This window comes from Pseudoalteromonas rubra (assembly GCF_005887095.1).
Classification (GTDB): domain Bacteria; phylum Pseudomonadota; class Gammaproteobacteria; order Enterobacterales; family Alteromonadaceae; genus Pseudoalteromonas; species Pseudoalteromonas rubra_E.
Genome location: NZ_PNCI01000006.1, coordinates 21155 through 40231 on the forward strand (window position 1 = coordinate 21155; position 19077 = coordinate 40231).

General features: G+C 50.6%; 15 protein-coding genes and 1 other RNA gene. 12 read left to right on the top strand and 4 right to left on the bottom strand.

Features of this window, described 5'->3' with window-relative positions; all coding sequences use genetic code 11:
* Positions 1–187: 187 nt before the first annotated feature.
* Both CWB99_RS02410 and CWB99_RS02415 read left to right on the top strand, forming a co-directional pair.
* Positions 188–3895 carry a PAS domain-containing hybrid sensor histidine kinase/response regulator gene (locus CWB99_RS02410; RefSeq protein WP_138552832.1) on the top strand — a complete coding sequence of 1236 codons (3708 nt, stop codon included), beginning with the start codon at positions 188–190 and terminating at the stop codon, positions 3893–3895.
* A gap of 4 nt (positions 3896–3899) precedes the next feature.
* Positions 3900–4802, top strand: coding sequence for a GGDEF domain-containing response regulator (locus CWB99_RS02415; protein WP_138552833.1), 903 nt, complete (start codon positions 3900–3902; stop codon positions 4800–4802).
* Between the two features lie 42 nt (positions 4803–4844).
* Here CWB99_RS02415 and CWB99_RS02420 read toward each other — a convergent pair whose 3' ends face one another.
* Positions 4845–5207 carry a DUF3192 domain-containing protein gene (locus tag CWB99_RS02420; protein WP_138552834.1) on the bottom strand — a complete coding sequence of 121 codons (363 nt, stop codon included), beginning with the start codon at positions 5205–5207 and terminating at the stop codon, positions 4845–4847.
* 1278 nt (positions 5208–6485) lie between these two features.
* Positions 6486–7433 (bottom strand): D-2-hydroxyacid dehydrogenase, encoded by a 948-nt coding sequence (locus tag CWB99_RS02425; protein WP_138552835.1) that lies wholly within the window; start codon positions 7431–7433, stop codon positions 6486–6488.
* Between the two features lie 138 nt (positions 7434–7571).
* Here CWB99_RS02425 and zntR point away from each other — a divergent pair, with 138 nt between their 5' ends.
* The 3 genes from zntR to CWB99_RS02440 all read left to right on the top strand — a co-directional run bounded on the left by zntR (position 7572) and on the right by CWB99_RS02440 (position 10423).
* Entirely contained in the window at positions 7572–7985 is a 414-nt protein-coding gene (gene zntR / locus CWB99_RS02430) for a Zn(2+)-responsive transcriptional regulator (protein ID WP_054016471.1), read from the top strand.
* Entirely contained in the window at positions 7972–9192 is a 1221-nt protein-coding gene (locus CWB99_RS02435) for an SO_0444 family Cu/Zn efflux transporter (RefSeq protein WP_138552836.1), read from the top strand. The genes zntR and CWB99_RS02435 overlap by 14 nt, the downstream gene beginning before the upstream one ends.
* Positions 9193–9325: 133 nt before the next feature.
* On the top strand, positions 9326–10423 hold the full coding sequence (locus CWB99_RS02440; RefSeq protein WP_130244322.1) for a lysophospholipid acyltransferase family protein: 1098 nt from the start codon (positions 9326–9328) through the stop codon (positions 10421–10423).
* 98 nt (positions 10424–10521) lie between these two features.
* Here the strand turns inward: CWB99_RS02440 and ssrS are convergent.
* A non-coding RNA gene (ssrS, locus tag CWB99_RS02445) (6S RNA) lies at positions 10522–10704 on the bottom strand.
* 220 nt (positions 10705–10924) lie between these two features.
* On the opposite strand from ssrS, the gene CWB99_RS02450 reads away from it, so the two are divergent.
* Genes CWB99_RS02450 through CWB99_RS02465 form a run of 4 tightly spaced genes read left to right on the top strand, consistent with a single transcriptional unit; the run spans position 10925 to position 15172 of the window.
* Positions 10925–11482 carry a UPF0149 family protein gene (locus CWB99_RS02450; RefSeq protein WP_046005547.1) on the top strand — a complete coding sequence of 186 codons (558 nt, stop codon included), beginning with the start codon at positions 10925–10927 and terminating at the stop codon, positions 11480–11482.
* A gap of 5 nt (positions 11483–11487) precedes the next feature.
* Complete coding sequence (pepP, locus tag CWB99_RS02455) at positions 11488–12804, top strand: Xaa-Pro aminopeptidase (protein ID WP_138552848.1); 1317 nt, start codon at positions 11488–11490, stop codon at positions 12802–12804.
* Between the two features lie 19 nt (positions 12805–12823).
* Positions 12824–13996 carry a 2-octaprenyl-6-methoxyphenyl hydroxylase gene (ubiH, locus tag CWB99_RS02460; protein WP_138552837.1) on the top strand — a complete coding sequence of 391 codons (1173 nt, stop codon included), beginning with the start codon at positions 12824–12826 and terminating at the stop codon, positions 13994–13996.
* 9 nt (positions 13997–14005) lie between these two features.
* Complete coding sequence (locus CWB99_RS02465; RefSeq protein ID WP_138552838.1) at positions 14006–15172, top strand: FAD-dependent oxidoreductase; 1167 nt, start codon at positions 14006–14008, stop codon at positions 15170–15172.
* Between the two features lie 687 nt (positions 15173–15859).
* Here the strand turns inward: CWB99_RS02465 and CWB99_RS02470 are convergent.
* Complete coding sequence (locus CWB99_RS02470; RefSeq protein WP_010385250.1) at positions 15860–16705, bottom strand: LysR family transcriptional regulator; 846 nt, start codon at positions 16703–16705, stop codon at positions 15860–15862.
* A gap of 129 nt (positions 16706–16834) precedes the next feature.
* Between CWB99_RS02470 and CWB99_RS02475 the strand changes: the two genes are divergently transcribed.
* From CWB99_RS02475 to gcvH, 3 genes are all read left to right on the top strand, one after another.
* Entirely contained in the window at positions 16835–17425 is a 591-nt protein-coding gene (locus CWB99_RS02475) for a hypothetical protein (RefSeq protein WP_138552839.1), read from the top strand.
* Positions 17426–17505: 80 nt separating this feature from the next.
* Positions 17506–18588, top strand: a complete 1083-nt coding sequence (gene gcvT / locus CWB99_RS02480; RefSeq protein ID WP_138552840.1) for a glycine cleavage system aminomethyltransferase GcvT — start codon at positions 17506–17508, stop codon at positions 18586–18588.
* Positions 18589–18650: 62 nt separating this feature from the next.
* Positions 18651–19040: a glycine cleavage system protein GcvH gene (gene gcvH, locus CWB99_RS02485; RefSeq protein WP_138552841.1), complete on the top strand. Its 390-nt coding sequence runs from the start codon at positions 18651–18653 to the stop codon at positions 19038–19040.
* The last annotated feature ends 37 nt before the right edge of the window (positions 19041–19077 follow it).

Genomic DNA, 19077 nt, shown 5'->3' on the forward strand with positions numbered 1-19077 from the left:
ACAGCGGCTGTGTTTCCTCAATTTATTTTGACTGTTCAGCCGCAGCCATGTGTTTATTTGTTCAGCGTAAAGGCGATAAGACCCTCATCAAGCTTTTAGCGTCGTTCAACAGGGATCATATCCACTTGAAAGATCGCTAAGCGCTGGTTACTCTTGCTAAAACAAGGAACTAACATCGAGCCGCTGCGTGCCGGAATTTCTCCCTCTTAAGAACTATCGTAAGGCTATCAGCATCGCTTTGCTGGTGCCTATGCTACTGGCGGTGGTGCTCTGTTTTCATTTATATCAGATCAAACTTGAACGCCAGTATCAGGTGTATCAGGCTCAGTTTTATGTACTTGCAGGTCAAGTTGAGCAGGAAACGCTGGCCGCGCAAACCGTCATATCCAGCATTCGAGATAGTCTGGCTGAGCCTATTCGCTATCAGTTGGATGAAAACTGGCAACACAATATTCGTCAGCAGACAGGGTATTTCTATCGGCAGCTTCCCGACAACGGAGGAGAAGTTGTCGGATTGGGCAGATTTGTGCCCACTGGTGCACTTGTTGCGCAATGGCAGCAAATTATGGCTTTGGGTCCCAGTTTTGATACTGCATTGGCCCTGATTGATGAGCTCGAAGCTGTAGTATTTATTCAGGATAATGGTTTTGCCTTTGTGAAACGCCGCGATACCAGCCAGAGCAACTTATTAACGGCCATAGTGGAGTCGCGTTTTACACCGCAATTTAGTCAGGGGATCACCGCCACGAGTATGCCAACCCGGGTATTTGGCAAGCATTATTTTGCACTCGGGCAGCGCCTGGCCAGTGGCTCACTTGCACAAATACTGCTTATCTACGATGTGGAGAAACTGGCTGGTCGATTACAACAGATGACCTTTGCTGGCGGGGAGCTGGCGTTAAAGGGCACCCAGCCGGGTGTAACGCTGGCCACCAGCAAAGCATACCGCGAGCCAGAAGCAGGCCCATCACGCAACGATAAGCTTCCCTGGGAAGGTGGTGTACGTTTTAGTTATCAACCCCCGGAACAGCCTTTTACACTGCGTTTTGTTCAGAGCGAAGCAAGCTTTTCTGCGCCTGCGCGGTATGAAGCATTACTCGAACTGGGTTTCCTGATCTTGTTCATTGTGTCCACCTTTGCTGCTTATGTATGGCTAAACGCTCAGGTCTTTATTCGCCCCCTTAAACACTTTGTAAAGTACCTGACCTACCAAGAAAATACCCCACAAGCGACGATGAATTATGCGGTTCCGAAAGACTGGCAGCCTTGGTTTATTGAAATCAAACGGGTTGTTACACAAAAACGCAATGCGTTACAGCAGCTTCAGGAGAACAATGTAAGGCTTGATGAACAGGTGCAGCAGCAGAAGAAAGCACTTTCGCGAAGCCTTGAAGCCAAAGAGCGCCAGGCCGCCTTACTTAAAACCGTATTAAATTCAGTGCCTGATCTGGTTTACTATAAGAACATAGATGGCTCTTTTATTGGTTGCAATGAGTCATTTGAGCGGTTTATTGGGGTCGCTCAGGTTGACCTGGTAGCACGCGAACATCAGGAAGTGACCGAACGACATCTGGCCTTACTGGATCTGGAGCTGGCAATGAATCGCCAGGGACAAAGTCTGACTGACACTCTGGTGTTAGAGGGCAGCAGTTACCTGATCACGGTTTCTCCTTTATATAATGATCTGCGCAAGCGTATCGGCACCTTGGGGGTTGCCCGGGATATCAGTGAACAACAGCAGGCGCTGACCGCACTCAGGGCATCGGAGCAAAATTTTAAAGCGGCTATCGAGTATGCTCCAAACGGCGTTATCTTGTTATCTATCGACCGGCTGGTATTAGAGCTCAATCGGACTGCGCGTAAGTTGTTCGACCGGGTAGATATTGGCAGCAGTCTGTACAGTGTGTTTGAAGATGCAGATGTAGAAGCATTAAATGATGTGCTGGATCATTGCTTGCACGAGCGACAGGGAGCCAGTGAACTGAGCCTGGCTCAGCAAGATCCAAAACGCTGGTTGCACCTGAGTGTCTCTTTGGTCTGGGACAAACAGAAAAACCCCAAATACTTTGTCATTCACGTGCAAAATGTCACGGCACTCATCCGAGCCCGGCTCGATGCCGAACGGGCCAATCACGCCAAAAGCCGCTTTATTGCCAATATCAGTCACGAGATCCGTACACCGATTAATGCCATCCTGGGCCTGGTGAGTATCCTGAAACCTGCGTTGGACGCGCGCCAAGAACAGCAGAAGTTGGAGCAGATTGAAAGTGCTGCTCAGCAGCTATTAGCGATGCTAAATGACATTCTCAATTTTGCTCGGCTTGAAAGTGGGCAGGGTAAATCTAACAACCAGCCGTTTTGTGTCGTTGATCTGATCACTAACCTGAGTAGTTTGATTACGCCCCTCAGCAGTGCCAAACAGCTTGAGTTTGAGATAGAAGTCGATCCCTTTATCTGGCCCCGGTTAATTGGCGATGAGGCGCGTATAAAGCTTGTTCTGATGAACCTGCTGGGGAACGCGGTGAAGTTTACTGAATCTGGCCGGGTAGGGTTGACTATGTCCCTGCAACAGGACAGCCATGGTCCGGAGCAGGCCGTCAGGTTCTGTGTTTGGGATACAGGCCCGGGCATTAGTGAAGAAGATCAGGCACGTTTGTTTGATGCATTTGCTCAGGGTAATGAAAGTAGCTCACGTCCACATGAAGGTATTGGACTCGGGCTGGCGATAGTGAAACAAGTTATTCAATTACTCGGCGGAGAGGTGACGCTTTCGAGTACACCACAAGTGGGCAGCCGGTTTGAGTTTACTTTACGGTTAGAGCGCGCGGCACTGGCAGATGACGATAGCCGACAATCTCTGTTTCTCATTTTGGAGCGACAGGCTCCTCTGCCTTATCTTGCTCATCAGGGCATACATCAGGGAAGTGAGGCGGAATTGAATTCACAGCTTACAAAGGGCTCTGTGGCCTATCTGGCCTGTGACAACGCAGAACGTGTTCGTGTGTTAAGCCAGACTGAGCGTGGCCAGCAGGTACATTGGCTGGTACCGGATACCGATGCATTTACCGATGCACTGCCGCCAGAGTCTGATGCGCTCAGACTGTCTGCACCGGTGTTTTACCAGAGCCTGAGCGCATGCTCACTGGAAAGATCGGTCACAGATTCACCAGACCCCCATACCTTAACGCCTTTATTGTGTATTGTAGTGGACGATAATCCGGTGAACCTGGATATCAGCAGAACGGTGCTGGAACAGCACGGGGCAACCGTGATTGCGCTAAGCAATGCAGAGAATATAGTGACCATTTGTCAGAAGCTGCGCCCGGATGTGGTATTGATGGATCTTTATATGCCCAATATTGATGGCTACGAGGCCAGCCGGCAACTCCGACGTCAATTCAACAGCCAGTCACTGCCTATCGTAGCGCTGACCGCGAATGCTCATGAACAGGAAAAGCAGCAAGCGCTGGCGACCGGGCTAAACGGGTTCTTGGTGAAGCCGATTACACCTGCGGATCTGTGCTCGGCACTGCAGGAGTATGTCCCAACAGGGGAAGTTGTGTTTGATTATCCGTTCGCGCTGACACAAATGATGAATAAAGAGGCGCTGTTACGCACTATGCTTGAAAAGTTTGCTAAGCTTTGTGAAGAGTATATGACGAGTTTGCAGGGTGTTGAAAGTGTTACGGAACTGGCAAGCCTGGCACATACCATTAAAGGCTCTGCCGCGGGTCTTGGGTTACGTCGCCTGGCTGAGCAGGCGCGTCAATGCGAAGCGCAGGCAAAGCAAACGATTGAGGTAACATCTGAACCTTTATCTGACCAGTTACCTAAGCAACTCTACATGGCTGTAGAACAAACTTTGTGTTTTATTTCGTTGTGGCTAAAAGGATAAGAAAATGCACAAATCGGCTCATATCCTGGTCTTAGACCCGGATCCCCTCAATCGGGTGGTACTGCAAAACACCTTGGAAGAAACTTACTTTGTGACGCTGAGCTCATCACAGGAACAGGCGCTGGGGTTGCTGAAAAGTAACGGCATCGACCTGATCATCATGGATAATCAACAACTCGACGGCACTGCAGAGCCTTTTCTGCAAGCGTTGAAAGCAAATGCCGACACCGCACAGTTACCTGTTATCGTGATCTCCGCCAGTGCCAGTTTTTTGGACGAAGCAGATAGTCTTCAGCAAGGCGCGGTCGATTATATTACCAAACCGTTTAACCCTAACATTGTGAAAGCCAGGGTAAAAATTCATCTGAGCAACAAACAAAGAAACGATCAACTTTCCCAACAGGTGCTAATTGATGGCATGACGTCGCTGCCCAATCGCCGTGCACTGAATGAAACTTTAACAACCTACTGGCGACAGTGTGCATCGGGTGTACGGCCGTTGGCGGTATTTGTGTTGGGGATCGATCATTTTGAACGCTATAACCAGTTATTTGGTCACGCGAGTGGCGATGAATGTCTCTGTAAAATTGCCCAAGTGGTTTCCGGCTTGATAGCCAATATGGATGGGTTCACGGCGCGACACGACGGCGGACGTTTTGTGGCGTTGCTTCGTGATATCAGTGAGGAGGAAACGCTTGAAGTGGCTGAAGCGATCCACAAAGCCGTCGCTGCGTTAGCCATCCGACATCCAGCATCACCGACTTGCGCACATGTGACCGTGAGTGTGGGCATTTGTTATACCAAGGCTGATTTTTCCAGAGATCACAACGAGCCGCTAGATAAGGCTGCAATGGCGCTTAATGATGCGCGTGAACGCCAACAAAAAGCGGTGTTGAATGTGGTGTAACGGGTTCAGAGAGCAAGGCTCTGAGCCCGTCAGGCTATAAGTTTAAAGCAGGTGTGCCAAAGCCGTGTCACCAAAACCGACTAATTTATTGTCTTTGAAAAGCAAAGGCGTACACTCATCTTTTGTAACAACACCGTCGGAGTGCTTGCTGTTGGTTGCAAAGTACAGTATCTGATAAACCGTATCGTCCTTAGACACCATGTCTGTGAATTCAGGGGTACCCAGCTTGCTTAACACACGCTGATACTCAGTGCCTATTTTGAGTTGGCTTATTTTCTCGCGATTCTGTTTTTGTTCTTTCTTCCAGCTTTGGTGACCGTTATATTCACCATCTGTGACTGCGACTACACAGCCTGTCAGTGCGGTTGAACTTAATAGCGCAGTAGCAAGTAGTAATTTTTTCATTGTAATATCCCAGGCTTAGCCATCTTTATTTTCTTTGAGTTATACAGAGCAAAGAGTTTGCCAACTTTTTAATCCTTACAAATCAATTGGTTGTGTTTTTCGGTAAGGATGTAACTATTATGAAATGCTACATTTTGAATAAATTAACCAATAGTTAGTTAAAAGTACACACTTATCACCACAGACCCTCCCCCATACACCGCCAGTCATCCCTAACTCGATGCGTGATCTACTTAGAAGCGACTCAGGAATGACACTAATTGCACCATTCTCACATACACCGACCGTCATCCCGCACTCGATGCGGGAACTACTTAAATGCGACTCAGGAGTGACGCTAATTGCACCCACTCTCACATACCGCGCGTCATCCCGCACTCGATGCGGGAACTACTTAGAAGCGACTCAGGAATGACGCCAATTACACCATTCTCATATACACCGACCGTCATCCCGCACTCGATGCGGGAACTTCCAACAGGCGACATGGTGACTAAAAATACGCTTACGCTGAATTCAAATAGTTCCCGGCTTGCAGGCCGGGATGACGGCGTGTAGGCATGCCGATTAGGAGCAATGATAGACAGAGCTTAAAGGTGCAGGCGACTCAAGAGTGACACCAATAACACCTATTCCCACATACACAGCCTGTCATCCCGCACTTGATGCGGGAACTTCCAACAGGCGACATGGTGACTAAAAATACGCTTACGCTGAATTCAAATAGTTCCCGGCTCGCAGGCCGGGATGACGGTGTGTAGGCATGCCGATTAGGAGCAATGATAGACAGAGCTTAAAGGTGCAGGCGACTCAAGAGTGACACCAATAACACCTATTCTCACATACACAGCCTGTCATCCCGCACTTGATGCGGGAACTTCCAACAGGCGACTTGGTGACTAAAAATACACTTACGCTGAATTCAAATAGTTCCCGGCTCGCAGGCCGGGATGACGGCGTGTAGGCATGCCGATTAGGAGCAATGATAGACAGAGCTTAAAGGGGCAGGCGACTCAAGAGTAGCACCAATTACGCCCATTCCCACATACACGGACCGTCATCCCGCACTTGATGCGGGAACTACCAACAGGCGACTCAGGAGTGACGCCAATTGCACCCACTCTCACATACCGCGCGTCATCCCGCACTCGATGCGGGAACTACCAACAGGCGACTCGATGCTGGCTGGCTACTGATCCACTGTACTCGAGCAGTTCCGGATTCGAACGCAGACAATACGGCGAAGACTCCAAATATCAGGCTCGCGAAGCAACACTATTACACCAGTCGGTTATGTTCGCGCCCCTGTAAAAAGCTATCAATATTCTCGGCAATACCTTGGATCAAGCGGGTGATCGACTCCTGACTCGCCCAGGCCGTGTGCGGGGTCAGTAGTAAGTTATTGCCCTGATACTGTACCAGCGGGTTATCAGCTGCTGCCGGCTCAACGCTGAGTACATCCACGCCGGCACCGAGTAGCTGCTTAGTGGCAAGCGCATCTGCCAGTGCCTGTTCATTGACAATGCCACCGCGTGCCGTATTCAGTAAGATGGCGTGAGCCGGAAGCAGTGCTAATGTGTCGGCATCGAACAAGTCGCGGGTGGTGTCGGTCAAAGGGCAATGAATAGAGACAATATCGGCACTACGCAGCGCCTCAGTAAATTCAACGCGCTCAGCACGTACTGTCTCTTGTCCAGGCCGCTCTGCAATCACTACTTCGGCTCCAAAGGCGCTGGCGACCTTAGCGACCGCCTGACCAAGGTTACCATAGCCGACTATCACAAAGCGTTTGCCCGACAGGTCGTGAATTGGGTAGTCCAGACGACAAAACAGGTCGCTGCGTTGCCAGGCACCATTGGCACAATCCTGCGTGTAGCGGTGAATATTACTCATCAGATTGCCAAGCAGTGTAAAAGTATGCAAAACCACAGATGGCGTAGAATAGCCAGCCACATTGGTCACCGCGATATTGTGGGCACGTGCAGCCTCCAGGTCGATATTATTGGTGCCGGTCGCGGCTACACAAATCAATCTGAGGTTTGGCAGCTGGCTCAGTGCATCGGCATTGAGCACCACCTTGTTGGTCACCACCACCTCTGCGTTCTGTATACGTGACATCAGCTGCTCAGCTGAGGTGGTATCGTACTCGGTGACTGCGCCAAACTCTCTGAGCGGATCCAGACTAACACCCGCCAGTGTGGCGGCATCTAAAACAACAATATTCATGGTGAGCAAACATTCCTTACTAACAGATGGCGCCGAGTGTATCATTTTTATTGCCAAAGTTTATCTTTGTGCTTGACCTTGAACTCAACTCTAAGGTTTATACTGTGATCAGATTCATAAAGAACGGCAAAACTGACTATGTATAAGATTGGCCATATTGCAAAACAATTGAATGTGTCTACCGACACACTGCGTTATTATGAGCGTCAGGGTCTGTTGCAGGCCAGTGTTCGCAGCCCGGCAGGTTACCGGTTATATGACGATAGCGCGCTTGAGCAGATGCGTTTTATCGTGCGGGCAAAGGCAGTGGGCTTCAGTCTCAAAGATATTCAGGAACTGCTGACCATTAAAATTGATAAACACAATCACAGCTGTGAAGAAGTGAAATCGCTGACGTTACAGAAGCTGACTCAAACCCGGCAAAGAATTGAAGAATTACTGAAGTTTGAGCGCTCATTGAGTGTGCTGGCCGAGCGTTGCTGTGGCGGTGAAGAAAGTGCTGATGATTGTTCCATTTTAACCGCGTTGGAGGATGTAGATGGCTCTGCTTGATAATTTTTGGCAACTCTTTTTGGTTTCAGCGCCCTGGCTGATGCTGGGCTTGCTGCTTGCCGGGTTACTTAACGTATTTATTCCCAAAGATTTTTTACAAAGGCACCTGGGTAAAGAAGGTCTCTGGACGACCATTAAAGCAGCTCTGATTGGTGCGCCTATGCCGTTGTGTTCTTGTGGCGTCATCCCGGCCGCCATCGGGTTGCGTCGTGCGGGCGGGTCCAAAAGTGCCACCACTGCCTTTTTGGTATCCACACCTGAAACGGGAGTCGACTCCATCTCGGTTTCTTACGCGCTGCTGGGGCCTTTTATGGCCGTGATCCGGCCTATTGCCGCGGTTGCCAGTGCGATCACCGCCGGTGTGCTGGTTGGTAAAGACGAAAGCAACACACAGCCCACCAAGTCAGATGCATCAGACAGTGGGTGCTGTGGCAGTAAAGCTAAAAAAGTAGCAGCGGAAAAAAGCAGTTGCTGTGCCACTGAGCCCAAACCGGCGCCAGTGCAATCCAGCAGTTGTTGTGACAGCCAAACTAAGGTAGAACCAGCATCACACACCAGCTGTTGCGACAGTAAGCCTGAACAAAAGCCCGCCGAACAGGCTGTATCCTGTTGTGCATCCGCGCAAGCTAAGACCGGGCTTTGGCAAAAGTTAATGTCTGCCGTGCAATTTAGCTGTAACAAATTGTTAGCCGATACTATGCAATGGCTACTGATTGGTCTATTCTTTGCGGCCTTAGTGCAAACCTATGTTCCCGAAGCCTTTTTAGCACAGTGGGGCAACGGCATCCTGGCCATGATAGTGGTTATTCTGGTTAGCATTCCAATGTACATTTGTGCCACAGCCTCAACGCCCATTGCAGCCGGTTTATTGCTGGCGGGTGTGTCTCCCGGTGCGGTGCTGGTCTTTATGCTGGCAGGTCCCGCCACCAACGTTGCCACCATTGGTGTGGTGGCCAAAGAGCTGGGTCGTCGCGCCGTGTTTGCTTATCTTGGCGCGGTCATAGGTGTGGCAATTATTTTTGGATTTTTGACCGACTGGCTGGTGGCACAGTTTGGCTTTACGGTGGCGCCTATGATGGGGCATGACCATGAAGTCTTACCATACTGGCTGACGCTGGGGTCTGGCGTGGCATTGGCTCTGCTGATGGCAAGGTTGATGTTGCTGGGTATTAAACAACGCTTTACGCCCACTCAGGCTTCAGCTTAACTTCAGGTGCCCGCATGATGAAACAAGTGATGCAGGCACTTCTGGTCAGACTTGATATTCTTAGCTTCCGATCAGGCTGCACGATAGAATAAGACGTTTTGATGACAACCACCCAATAATAAAGAGTAGTTTAGTGGATAAATACGCAGATATCAGACCTTACAATGACGATGAAGTCCCCGCAGCTTTGCAGCGTTTGCTGGACGATGATCAGTTTATTGATGTGATTGCGGAGCATAACCTGCCCAAATGGCTGGCAGGATGGGATCTGATATCCCGGCCACTGGTACGTAGCCGGTTGAAGAAAAAGTGGCAGTCAGTCACCAATGTTGAAGCGGTTCAGAATGAAGTGGCCGGTTATCTGTCGATGCTGATTGAGCGTACAACCAGTAAAGTCACCTATTCTGGCCTGGATAAGCTCGACAAGCAGGGCGCCTATCTGTTTATCTCCAACCACAGGGACATAGTGCTGGATCCGGCGCTGGTCAACTGGGGCCTGCATCAGCAAAAGATGCAAACCGTGCGCATTGCCATTGGCGATAACTTGCTGCAGGTGCCATACATCACTGAACTGATGCGCCTGAATAAGAGCTTTATTGTGAAGCGCTCAGCCAAAGCACCAAAAGAAATGCTGCGTGCCTTGTCTCAGCTGTCAGCGTATATTTATGATTCGCTGGATGAGGGCAATTCAATCTGGATTGCACAAAAAGAAGGCCGTGCCAAAGATGGCGTCGACTTTACCGATCCGGCATTGCTGAAAATGTTGCAGTTGAATGGGCGTAAGCTAAAACTGCCGTTTGCCGAATATGTGCGCCAGCTCAAGATTGTGCCTGTGTCGATTTCTTACCAGTATGAACCCTGCGCCGTGTCAAAAGCTCGCGAGCTGTACCATAAACAGCAGTTCGGTGAATATGTGAAAGCCGAAGGCGAAGACATCAGCAGCATCATCGAAGGGTTCAGCAGCGACAAGGGTCATGTACATGTGGCGTTTGGCTCACCCATAGACGAAGAATTCGAAACGCCGGAGCAGCTAGCCGAAATCATCGACCAGCAGATAGTCAGCAATTATTATTTGCATTCGAGCAATTACCTGGCCGCCGGCGATGAAAGTCAGAGCAGTGAGCTTGAAAAAAATCGTTTTATGGAAGCGCTGGAGCAAGTGCCAGAAGAGTTACGCCAGCTGGTACTATCTATCTACGCGCAGCCCGCTAAACGCAAGTTGTCGCAGTAGTAATCTAAAGCGCCTTTCGGGGCGTTTTTTATGCCTGGCTGTTTTTATGTTTGATTGATGGTGCAAGGAGTGGCGGTGCATTTGCAGCAAAAAGAAAAGGTGTCCCCGGCAACGCGGATGCAGATGTCAGTCCTTGAACCCTAAGGTTCAAGGCGGAAAGCAACAGCCTACCGTAGGCTTCTCGGTACCTGCCGAGCCTGCGCAATAGTAAGCAAACTGCGTTCCTAAGAAAAAGTTATCGGCTCAGGGACATCATCCACTGTCCAACGTGCTAGGGAACGATTTCAGTATATAAGACCCAGCCGCATCTAGAAACCTTTATCGGCAAATATCCGTAAAAAGTCGTCCGACTGGCCGCGATTCATGCACTTTTTGTATGGCATCTGAACAATGCAAAAAAGTGCGTAGATTATTTGTACGCAAACAGACAAGTCGTTGCTGTTGCTATACTTCGGGTGGTAGCATTAACTAAGCAGATCAAAGCAAACGAGAACATTATCCATGAGTGAATTAAGAGATTATCAGCAAGCACAGCTACTGCTGGAACAACACGATATCTACATAGCCCCTGCTGAAGTGCACGGTACCATCAGCGGATTACTGGCATGTGGCCTGAATATCGAAGAGCAGGAGTACCTGGGGCTGCTGAGCGATGTCTTTAACGATGGTCAGAAGTTTGCTGCGCCACTGAAAGAATTTTTTGCCGAGCTATATAAACTGGTCGTTGCACATTTTAATGATCCAGAGCACCTGTTTGAGCTGTATTTACCAATGGAAGAAAGCCTGAGCGATCAGGCCAATGCCTTGGTGGCCTGGGTGTCCGGGTTTTTACTAGGCTTTGGCCTCAAGCAAAAAGACTATGGTAAGTTTTCGGCTGATGTAAAGGAAGTGATTGGTGATTTTAGCGAAATCACTAAATTAGATACCCATTTTGACGAAAGTGAAGAAGACAAACAGGCACTGCATGAGGTGATTGAATACATCCGTGTGTCGGCACTGTTGTGTTTTGCTGAGCTAGGCAAAGACGCTGCTTCACCGACCTCTAAAACAGTGCATTAATTATGATGATAGCCAACCAGGAATTTGTAACGCGCCGCACTGAGCTGCTGGCGCAGATGGATAATAATGCGGTGGCAGTGATCCCCGCTGCCGTTGAGCTCACCCGTAGCCGTGATACTGAGTATCCGTTCCGTCAGGACAGCGACTTTTTCTATTTAACCGGGTTTAAAGAGCCCGATGCGGTACTGGTGCTTTGTAAAGACAAAGACGGCACAACACAGCAAACGCTGTTTTGTCGTAACAAAGACAAGCTAGCTGAGATCTGGCACGGCCGCCGCATGGGTCACGAAAAAGCCAAAACCGCCTTAGAGCTGGACCAGACCTTTCCTTTGAGTGAACTGGATGAGGAGTTGCTGAACCTGGTCAATGGCCGTAAGGCACTTTACTACGGTCAGGGCACATACACCGCGTTTGACGATAAAATTTGGGCCATACTTGGCACTTTGCGTGGCGCGCCGAAAAAAGGCTACCGGGCACCAGAAATCATTAAGGATGTGCGCCCGTTACTGCATGAAATGCGCCTGTTTAAGTCAGAAGCTGAAATTGCAGTGATGCGCAAAGCGGGCGAGATCAGTGCAGATGCTCATAAACGTGCCATGCAGTTTGCAAAGCCCGGTGCCACCGAGTTCCAGCTGGAAGCCGAAATTCACCACCATTACGCCATGAACGGGGCCCGTCATCCGGCCTATGGCACCATAGTGGGCTCGGGTAACAACGCTAATATTTTGCACTATACCGACAATTGCGACGTATTAACCGACGGCGATTTGATCCTGATCGACTCAGGCTGCGAACTTGAAGGGTATGCTGCCGACATTACGCGTACTTTCCCGGTAAATGGTCGTTTCAGCGCGCCGCAAAAAGCCGTATATGAGTTAGTACTGGCCTCTCAACAGGCCGCTTTTGAACAGGTTAAGCCGGGCGGCACTTTGGTCAAAGCCAATGAAGCCGCAATGCGGGTGATGACCGAAGGGCTGATAGAGCTGGGCATTCTGGCCGGCGAAGTCGATGAATTGCTCGACAAGCAAGCCTGTAAAGCTTTTTATATGCATGGCCTGGGCCACTGGCTGGGGCTGGATGTGCACGATGTGGGCGAATACAAACTGGATGAAGCCGACAGACCATTTGAACCGGGCATGGTGCTGACCATAGAGCCGGGTCTGTACTTTGATGAAGATGCTGAAGTACCTGAGCAATTTAAGGGCATTGGCGTGCGCATTGAAGATGACTTGCTGATCACCGCGGATGGCTTTGAAAACCTCACCGCTGGGGTGCCTAAAACCATTGCAGAGATTGAAACCTTAATGCGCTCAGGCGAATAAATACAAGCAGGAGCAACACTTGCAACACTTTGATGTGTTAATCGTGGGTGGTGGCATGGCCGGTGCCACCGCTGCCGTCACGATCAAAAAACAGCTTCCCGACAGCCGCATCGCGGTGATTGAAGCCTTTGAGCCTAAAGCGGCGCATCATCCCAGCTTTGACGACCGCAGCCTGGCACTGGCTGAGCAGTCGGTTTCTTATTTGCGTACACTCGGGTTGTTTGATCCGCACTGGACGTTTGCAGAGCCGATCACTCAGGTGCACGTATCTGACCGTGGTCACTTTGGCAAAACCACGATTACCCATGATGAATTTGCTGTTGAGGCGCTGGGTTATGTGGTCGAAGTGAACCCTTACGGCGCGTATTTGCATCAGCAACTGAGCAAACTGGACATTGCGTTGTATTGCCCGGCCAAAATTACCAGTTTGCATCAGCAGCAGACGCAGGTCGATGTGGTGCTCGACAGCGACGAAACGCTGTCGGGTAAACTCTTGGTGGTGGCTGATGGCGCGCAATCGCCTACTCGCAGTAAGCTGAATATTGGCTTTGACAGCGTGGCCTATGAACAGGGTGCCCTGATCGCCAATGTGCAGATTAGCGATAATCATCAGGGTCAGGCGTTTGAACGCTTTACCGAGCATGGCCCGATGGCCCTGCTGCCGATGAGCAACAACCGCTACTCTCTGGTGTGGTGTATGCCGCAGCAGGAACTCGATACGTTGCGAGAATGCGATGAGACGGAATTTCTGGCGCGTTTGCAAAGCGCATTTGGCTATCGCGCCGGGATGTTTGAACGGGTTGGCAGACGCACAAGTTACCCACTGGTTTTGGGTCGGGTTGAGCAGCTGGTGCATCATCGCTGTGTGCTCATTGGTAATGCCGCGCATGCCATTCACCCTATTGCAGGTCAGGGCTTTAACCTGGGATTGCGTGATATTCAGGCGCTGGTTGCGCAGTTGCAACAGACAGAACGTGAGCAGTGGGGCAGTCATGCGTTCACACAGAGCTACAAAACCGCGCGCGAGTCAGATATTAACCGTGTCATGACACTGACCGATTCTCTGGTCAGACTGTTTTCTAATGATTCCCGTATGCTGGCACTGGGGCGCAGTTGTGGCCTGTTGTCGATGAGCCTGTTCTCACAACTGAAAGCGCCACTGGCGCGACAACTCATGGGACGAACCCTGTAAGGAATAATCATGCAGCAAGTACAAGTGTGCATAGTCGGTGGTGGGTGTGTCGGCCTGGCTTTAGCGCTGGGTCTGGCACAGAACAATATCTCGGTGATGGTGCTGGATGCCGGTCCTGAACCTCAGCCACTGAGCGAGGCTTATGGCGCACGGGTCAGTGCCATCAGTTTGGCCAGCCAAAGTCTGTTTGAGTCTTTAGGCGTGTGGGATGCCATTAAGGCGCAGCGGGCCACGGCCTATCGCAAGATGTCGGTGTGCGACGCCGACAGCTTTGGCAGTATTCAGTTTAATGCACAGCAGCTGGCTCTGCCTGAGCTGGGCCATATTATCGAAAACGATGCTATCCGTTTTGCCCTATATCAGGCCTTACAACAGCACAGCCAGGCGAGTTTACTGTTTGGTAGTCGCTATCAGTCTATCCACCAGACCGACAGCGATGTGCTGATCACGCTGGAGCAGGGCACACCCGTGATGGCTAAACTGCTGGTTGCAGCAGACGGTGCCAACTCAGGGGTACGTAGCCAGTTTAACCTGCCGATCAGCTTCTGGGATTACGATCATCATGCTATTGTGGCCACCATCAAAACAGAGCAACCGCACGATGCCACAGCGCGTCAGGTGTTCCTGCCGAATGGTCCTCTGGCGTTGTTGCCTTTGTCTGACCCCCATACCCAGTCAATCGTTTGGTCAACGGCACCTGAACACGCCCGCGAGCTGATGGCCATGGATGAGCAAAGCTTTAATAAAGCATTGAGTGCTGCCAGTGACCTGCAATGTGGTTTGTGCAAGGTGCAGGGCGAGCGCGCGGTATTCCCGCTGACCATGCGCTACGCACAGCAGTGGCTGACCGGCAAAGTGGTGTTAATGGGCGATGCCGCACACACCATTCACCCGCTGGCCGGACTGGGCATGAACCTGGGCCTTAAAGATGCTGCGCACCTGATCAAAGCACTCAGCGAAGACAACGAGGAGTTCGTCTCTCATCGTACATTGCGCGAGTACGAACGCACCCGCAAACTCGATGCACAAAAACACATTGCCATGATGCAGGGCTTAAAAGAATTGTTCAGCGGCAGTCATCCACTGAAAAAGCTGGTACGTGGCGTGGGGCTAAATGTGGTAGACAACCTCGGCCCCATTAAAGACCTATTTGTACAGCAAGCCATCGGCGAATAACTAATATTGAAGGGCTGCTTTGTGCCAAACAAGCAGCCCGCTTACACCTGCAGGGTTGAGCATCAAACACAACTTTTGAAACTCAACTCCCGTCATCCCGTCATCCCGCACTCGATGCGGGATCTGCTAACAGGCTACTCAGGAGTGACACCAATAACACCCATTCCCACATACACAGCCTGTCTTCCCGTACTTGATGCGGGATCTACTTACAGACGACTTGTTGGCCAAAAAATACGCCTGCGCTGAATTCAAATAGTTCCCGGCTCGGGGGCCGGGATGACGGCGTGTAGGCATACTGATTAGGAGCAATGATAGACAGAGCTTAAAGGGGCAGGCTACTCAGGAGTGACACCAATAACACCCATTCCCACATACACAGCCTGTCATCCCGCACTTGATGCGGGAACTACTAGCAGGCGACCTGGCGGCTAAAAAATGCGCTTAAGCTGAATTCAAATAGTTCCCGGCTCGCAGGCCGGGATGACGGCGTGTAGGCACACCGGTTAGGAGTGATAATCGAGGGGTCAGGCGACTCAATACTGCTTGTAAGCACCAACTCTCGCATCCATCCTTAGTCATCCCGCACTCGATGCGGGATCTGCTAACAGGCGACTCAGGAGTGACACCAATAACACCCATTCCCACATACGCCACCCGTCATCCCGCAGTTCTCAAAAGCAGTGCTTACCCCAAACGCAGTGCAATAAACTCGGCCAGCTTATTCACCGCGTGCGCAGACTCCTGAGTGTTTTTAACCAGGCTGATCCCAATCTGGCCCAGTTCGGGCAAAAAGGGCGTTTGTGCCTGGTAACTGAGCGTAGCCGGCACGGTGCTTTTGGCCAGCACCGTAATGCCCAGGCCTTCTTTAAGCGCAGCCGTCAGCCCTGTTAAATCGGCATTGCTGTACACAATGCGGTATTGCAGACCGGCCTGTTGCAGTGCCTCAATGGCACGGCGACGATAAATACAGCCCTCCGGGGCCGTGACCAAAGTAACAATTTGCTGTTGTGCCAGAGACAGGTCGCCCACCCATACCAGCTGGTCCTGCATAAACACCGGATAATTTGACGAATTAAGATCTTCGTTCAGCGCCAGCACCAAATCGAACTGATCCTGCCGAGAAACCGATAACAGATGTTTACTGAGTCGGGATTTCACTTCCAGCGCCACGTCCGGATATAAAGACACGAAGTCGCCGATGATGGCGGGCAATATGCGTGCGGCAAACTCACTGGGAATACCCAGACGCACCCGGCCGGTAACGCTCTCTGAGGTAAATTGCTGAATGATCCCATCGTTGAATTGCAGCATTTGCTTGGCCTGAGGCAGCAGCAGCTCGCCATACTGGTTGAGTACCTGTCGCTGGCCCTGCTTTTTAAACAGTTTACAGCCCAGTTGCTCTTCAAGGCGTTTTATCTGCAAGCTCACCGCTGGCTGAGACAGGCCCAGCAGCTCGCCAGCCTTGGCAAAACCACCCACTTCAACCACAGTCACCAGGGTGCGCAGGCCATCAATCGATAAGTTTTTCATATTAATAAAATCAATTTATAAAACCCAAATACATTAATATTATTTATCAAACGATAAATAAATACAATTTGTTGTTGCGATAGCGGATCCCTATACTTTTGGGCATCTTAATTTCATCAGGATAGTCGCATGATGAGCACGCCAATCATCTTCGCTAAGCACCGTTTAGGTACGGTGGCGGCGGAAAATCGCATTTTCTCGCCACAGGATCTGGTCGTACTGGATTTCAGCGGATTTGAAACCACACCTTTTCTAAATCAGGAGCTGGGGCTGAACCTCAACAAACTGATGGCACCCGGTCTGGGTGTACAAGGTCAGCTGGCAGGCGCACAGTCATTTGCTGTTTATTACTTTAGCGAAACTGCCTACCGTTTTGTGCTGAGCGAAGACGCTGCACAAGCACTTACTGCGCTGGTAAGCAAACATGACAGCGACTATGACATTGAATTGGTACGTCGCAGCGACTTGGCCATTACACAACTGAGCGGTCAGGCTGCGCTTGAGACTGTGCTGAACAGCTTTTCGCTGACACCGGGCCTGCAAATTTCAGACTTGCAGGCGTGCTATGGTAAACAAAGCGGCGACGTTTTCGTCACTACCTTAGTACAACAGGGCCAGCAGCAATATCAGCTGATTGCAAACCAAGAATCTTTGAGCCTGTGGCAGGCTCGACTGGCTGAACAGGGTTTTGCTCAGCCAGTCGAACACGCCCCAAATTAACCCCATTCACCGGTGTTGCGCTGGTGAACATGCACCTGGCTTGTAACCGGGTGGGTGATGACAATAAGTGAAGGAAGAGTATGACTTCTAAAACAGTACTGCATGCCAAGCACCTAGAAGCTGGCGCGAAAATGGTTGATTTCCACGGTTGGGAAATGCCAATCAACTATGGCTCCCAAATCGAAGAGCACAACGCTGTGCGTGAAGACGCGGGTATGTTTGACGTGTCTCACATGACCATAGTGGATGTGAAAGGCGCCGAAGCTCAGGCGTTCTTGCGCAAGCTGGTTGCCAACGATGTGGCTAAACTGAAAGTTGCAGGTAAAGCACTTTACACTGGCATGCTGAACGAGCAGGGCGGTGTGATTGATGATTTGATCATCTACTTCTTCACAGAAACTGAATATCGTCTGGTTGTAAACTCTGCAACACGCGAAAAAGATCTGGCACACATGAATGCGGTTGCTGCCGACTTTGAAGTGGCCATCACTGAGCGCCCTGAGTACGCGATGATTGCGGTACAGGGTCCAAATGCCAAAGCAAAAACAGCCACCATACTGAGCGATACACAAAACGCAGCAGTAGAGGGCATGAAGCCGTTCTTTGGCGTGCAAGCCGAAGAGTTGTTTATTGCCACCACGGGCTACACAGGTGAAGACGGCTACGAAATCGTGGTACACAACGATGATGCAGCGCAACTGTGGCAAAAATTATTAGACGCGGGCGTCCGTCCGGCTGGCCTAGGTGCACGTGATACGCTACGTTTAGAAGCGGGCATGAACCTTTACGGCTCAGATATGGACGAAAGCGTTTCTCCACTGGCAGCTAACATGGCGTGGACCATTGCGTGGGAGCCGGCAGAGCGTGACTTTATCGGTCGTAAAGTGATTGAGCAGCAACGTGCTGACAAGAGCACAGACAAGCTGGTTGGCCTGGTACTTGAGAGCAAAGGCGTGCTGCGCGGTGGCTCTAAAGTTATCGTAGAAGGTGGCGAAGGTGTTATCACTTCTGGTACATTCTCGCCGACGTTAGGCTTTAGCGTAGCTTTGGCCCGTGTACCTCGCTCTACGGGTGACACAGCTCAGGTTGAAATGCGCAAAAAGCTGGTAGACGTTAAAGTGGTTAAACCTTGCTTTGTACGCAATGGTAAGTCGGTTCTGTAACGCACAGAGCATTAAAGAATAACGGGCGATGGCCCACATAAATCGACCAAAGGAACAAAAAAATGAGCAACATTCCTAGCGAGTTAAAGTACGCAACGTCTCACGAGTGGGTTCGCGCTGAAGACGACGGCACATTCACAGTGGGTATCACTGAGCATGCGCAGGAACTTTTGGGTGACATGGTATTCGTTGACCTGCCTGACGTAGGTGACGAAGTTGACGCTGGTGATGACTGCGCGGTTGCTGAGTCTGTAAAAGCTGCATCTGACATCTACGCGCCAATCGGTGGCGAGATCGTGGCCATCAACGAAGAGCTTGAAGACTCTCCGGAATCGGTAAACAACGACCCTTACGGTGACGGCTGGCTGTTCCGCATTAAAGCATCTGATGCAAGCGAACTTGAAAACCTGCTTGACGCAGAAGGCTACGAAGCCAACATCGACGAAGACTAATTCGTTGTAGATACCATAAAAGCCCCCTGCGTGGGGC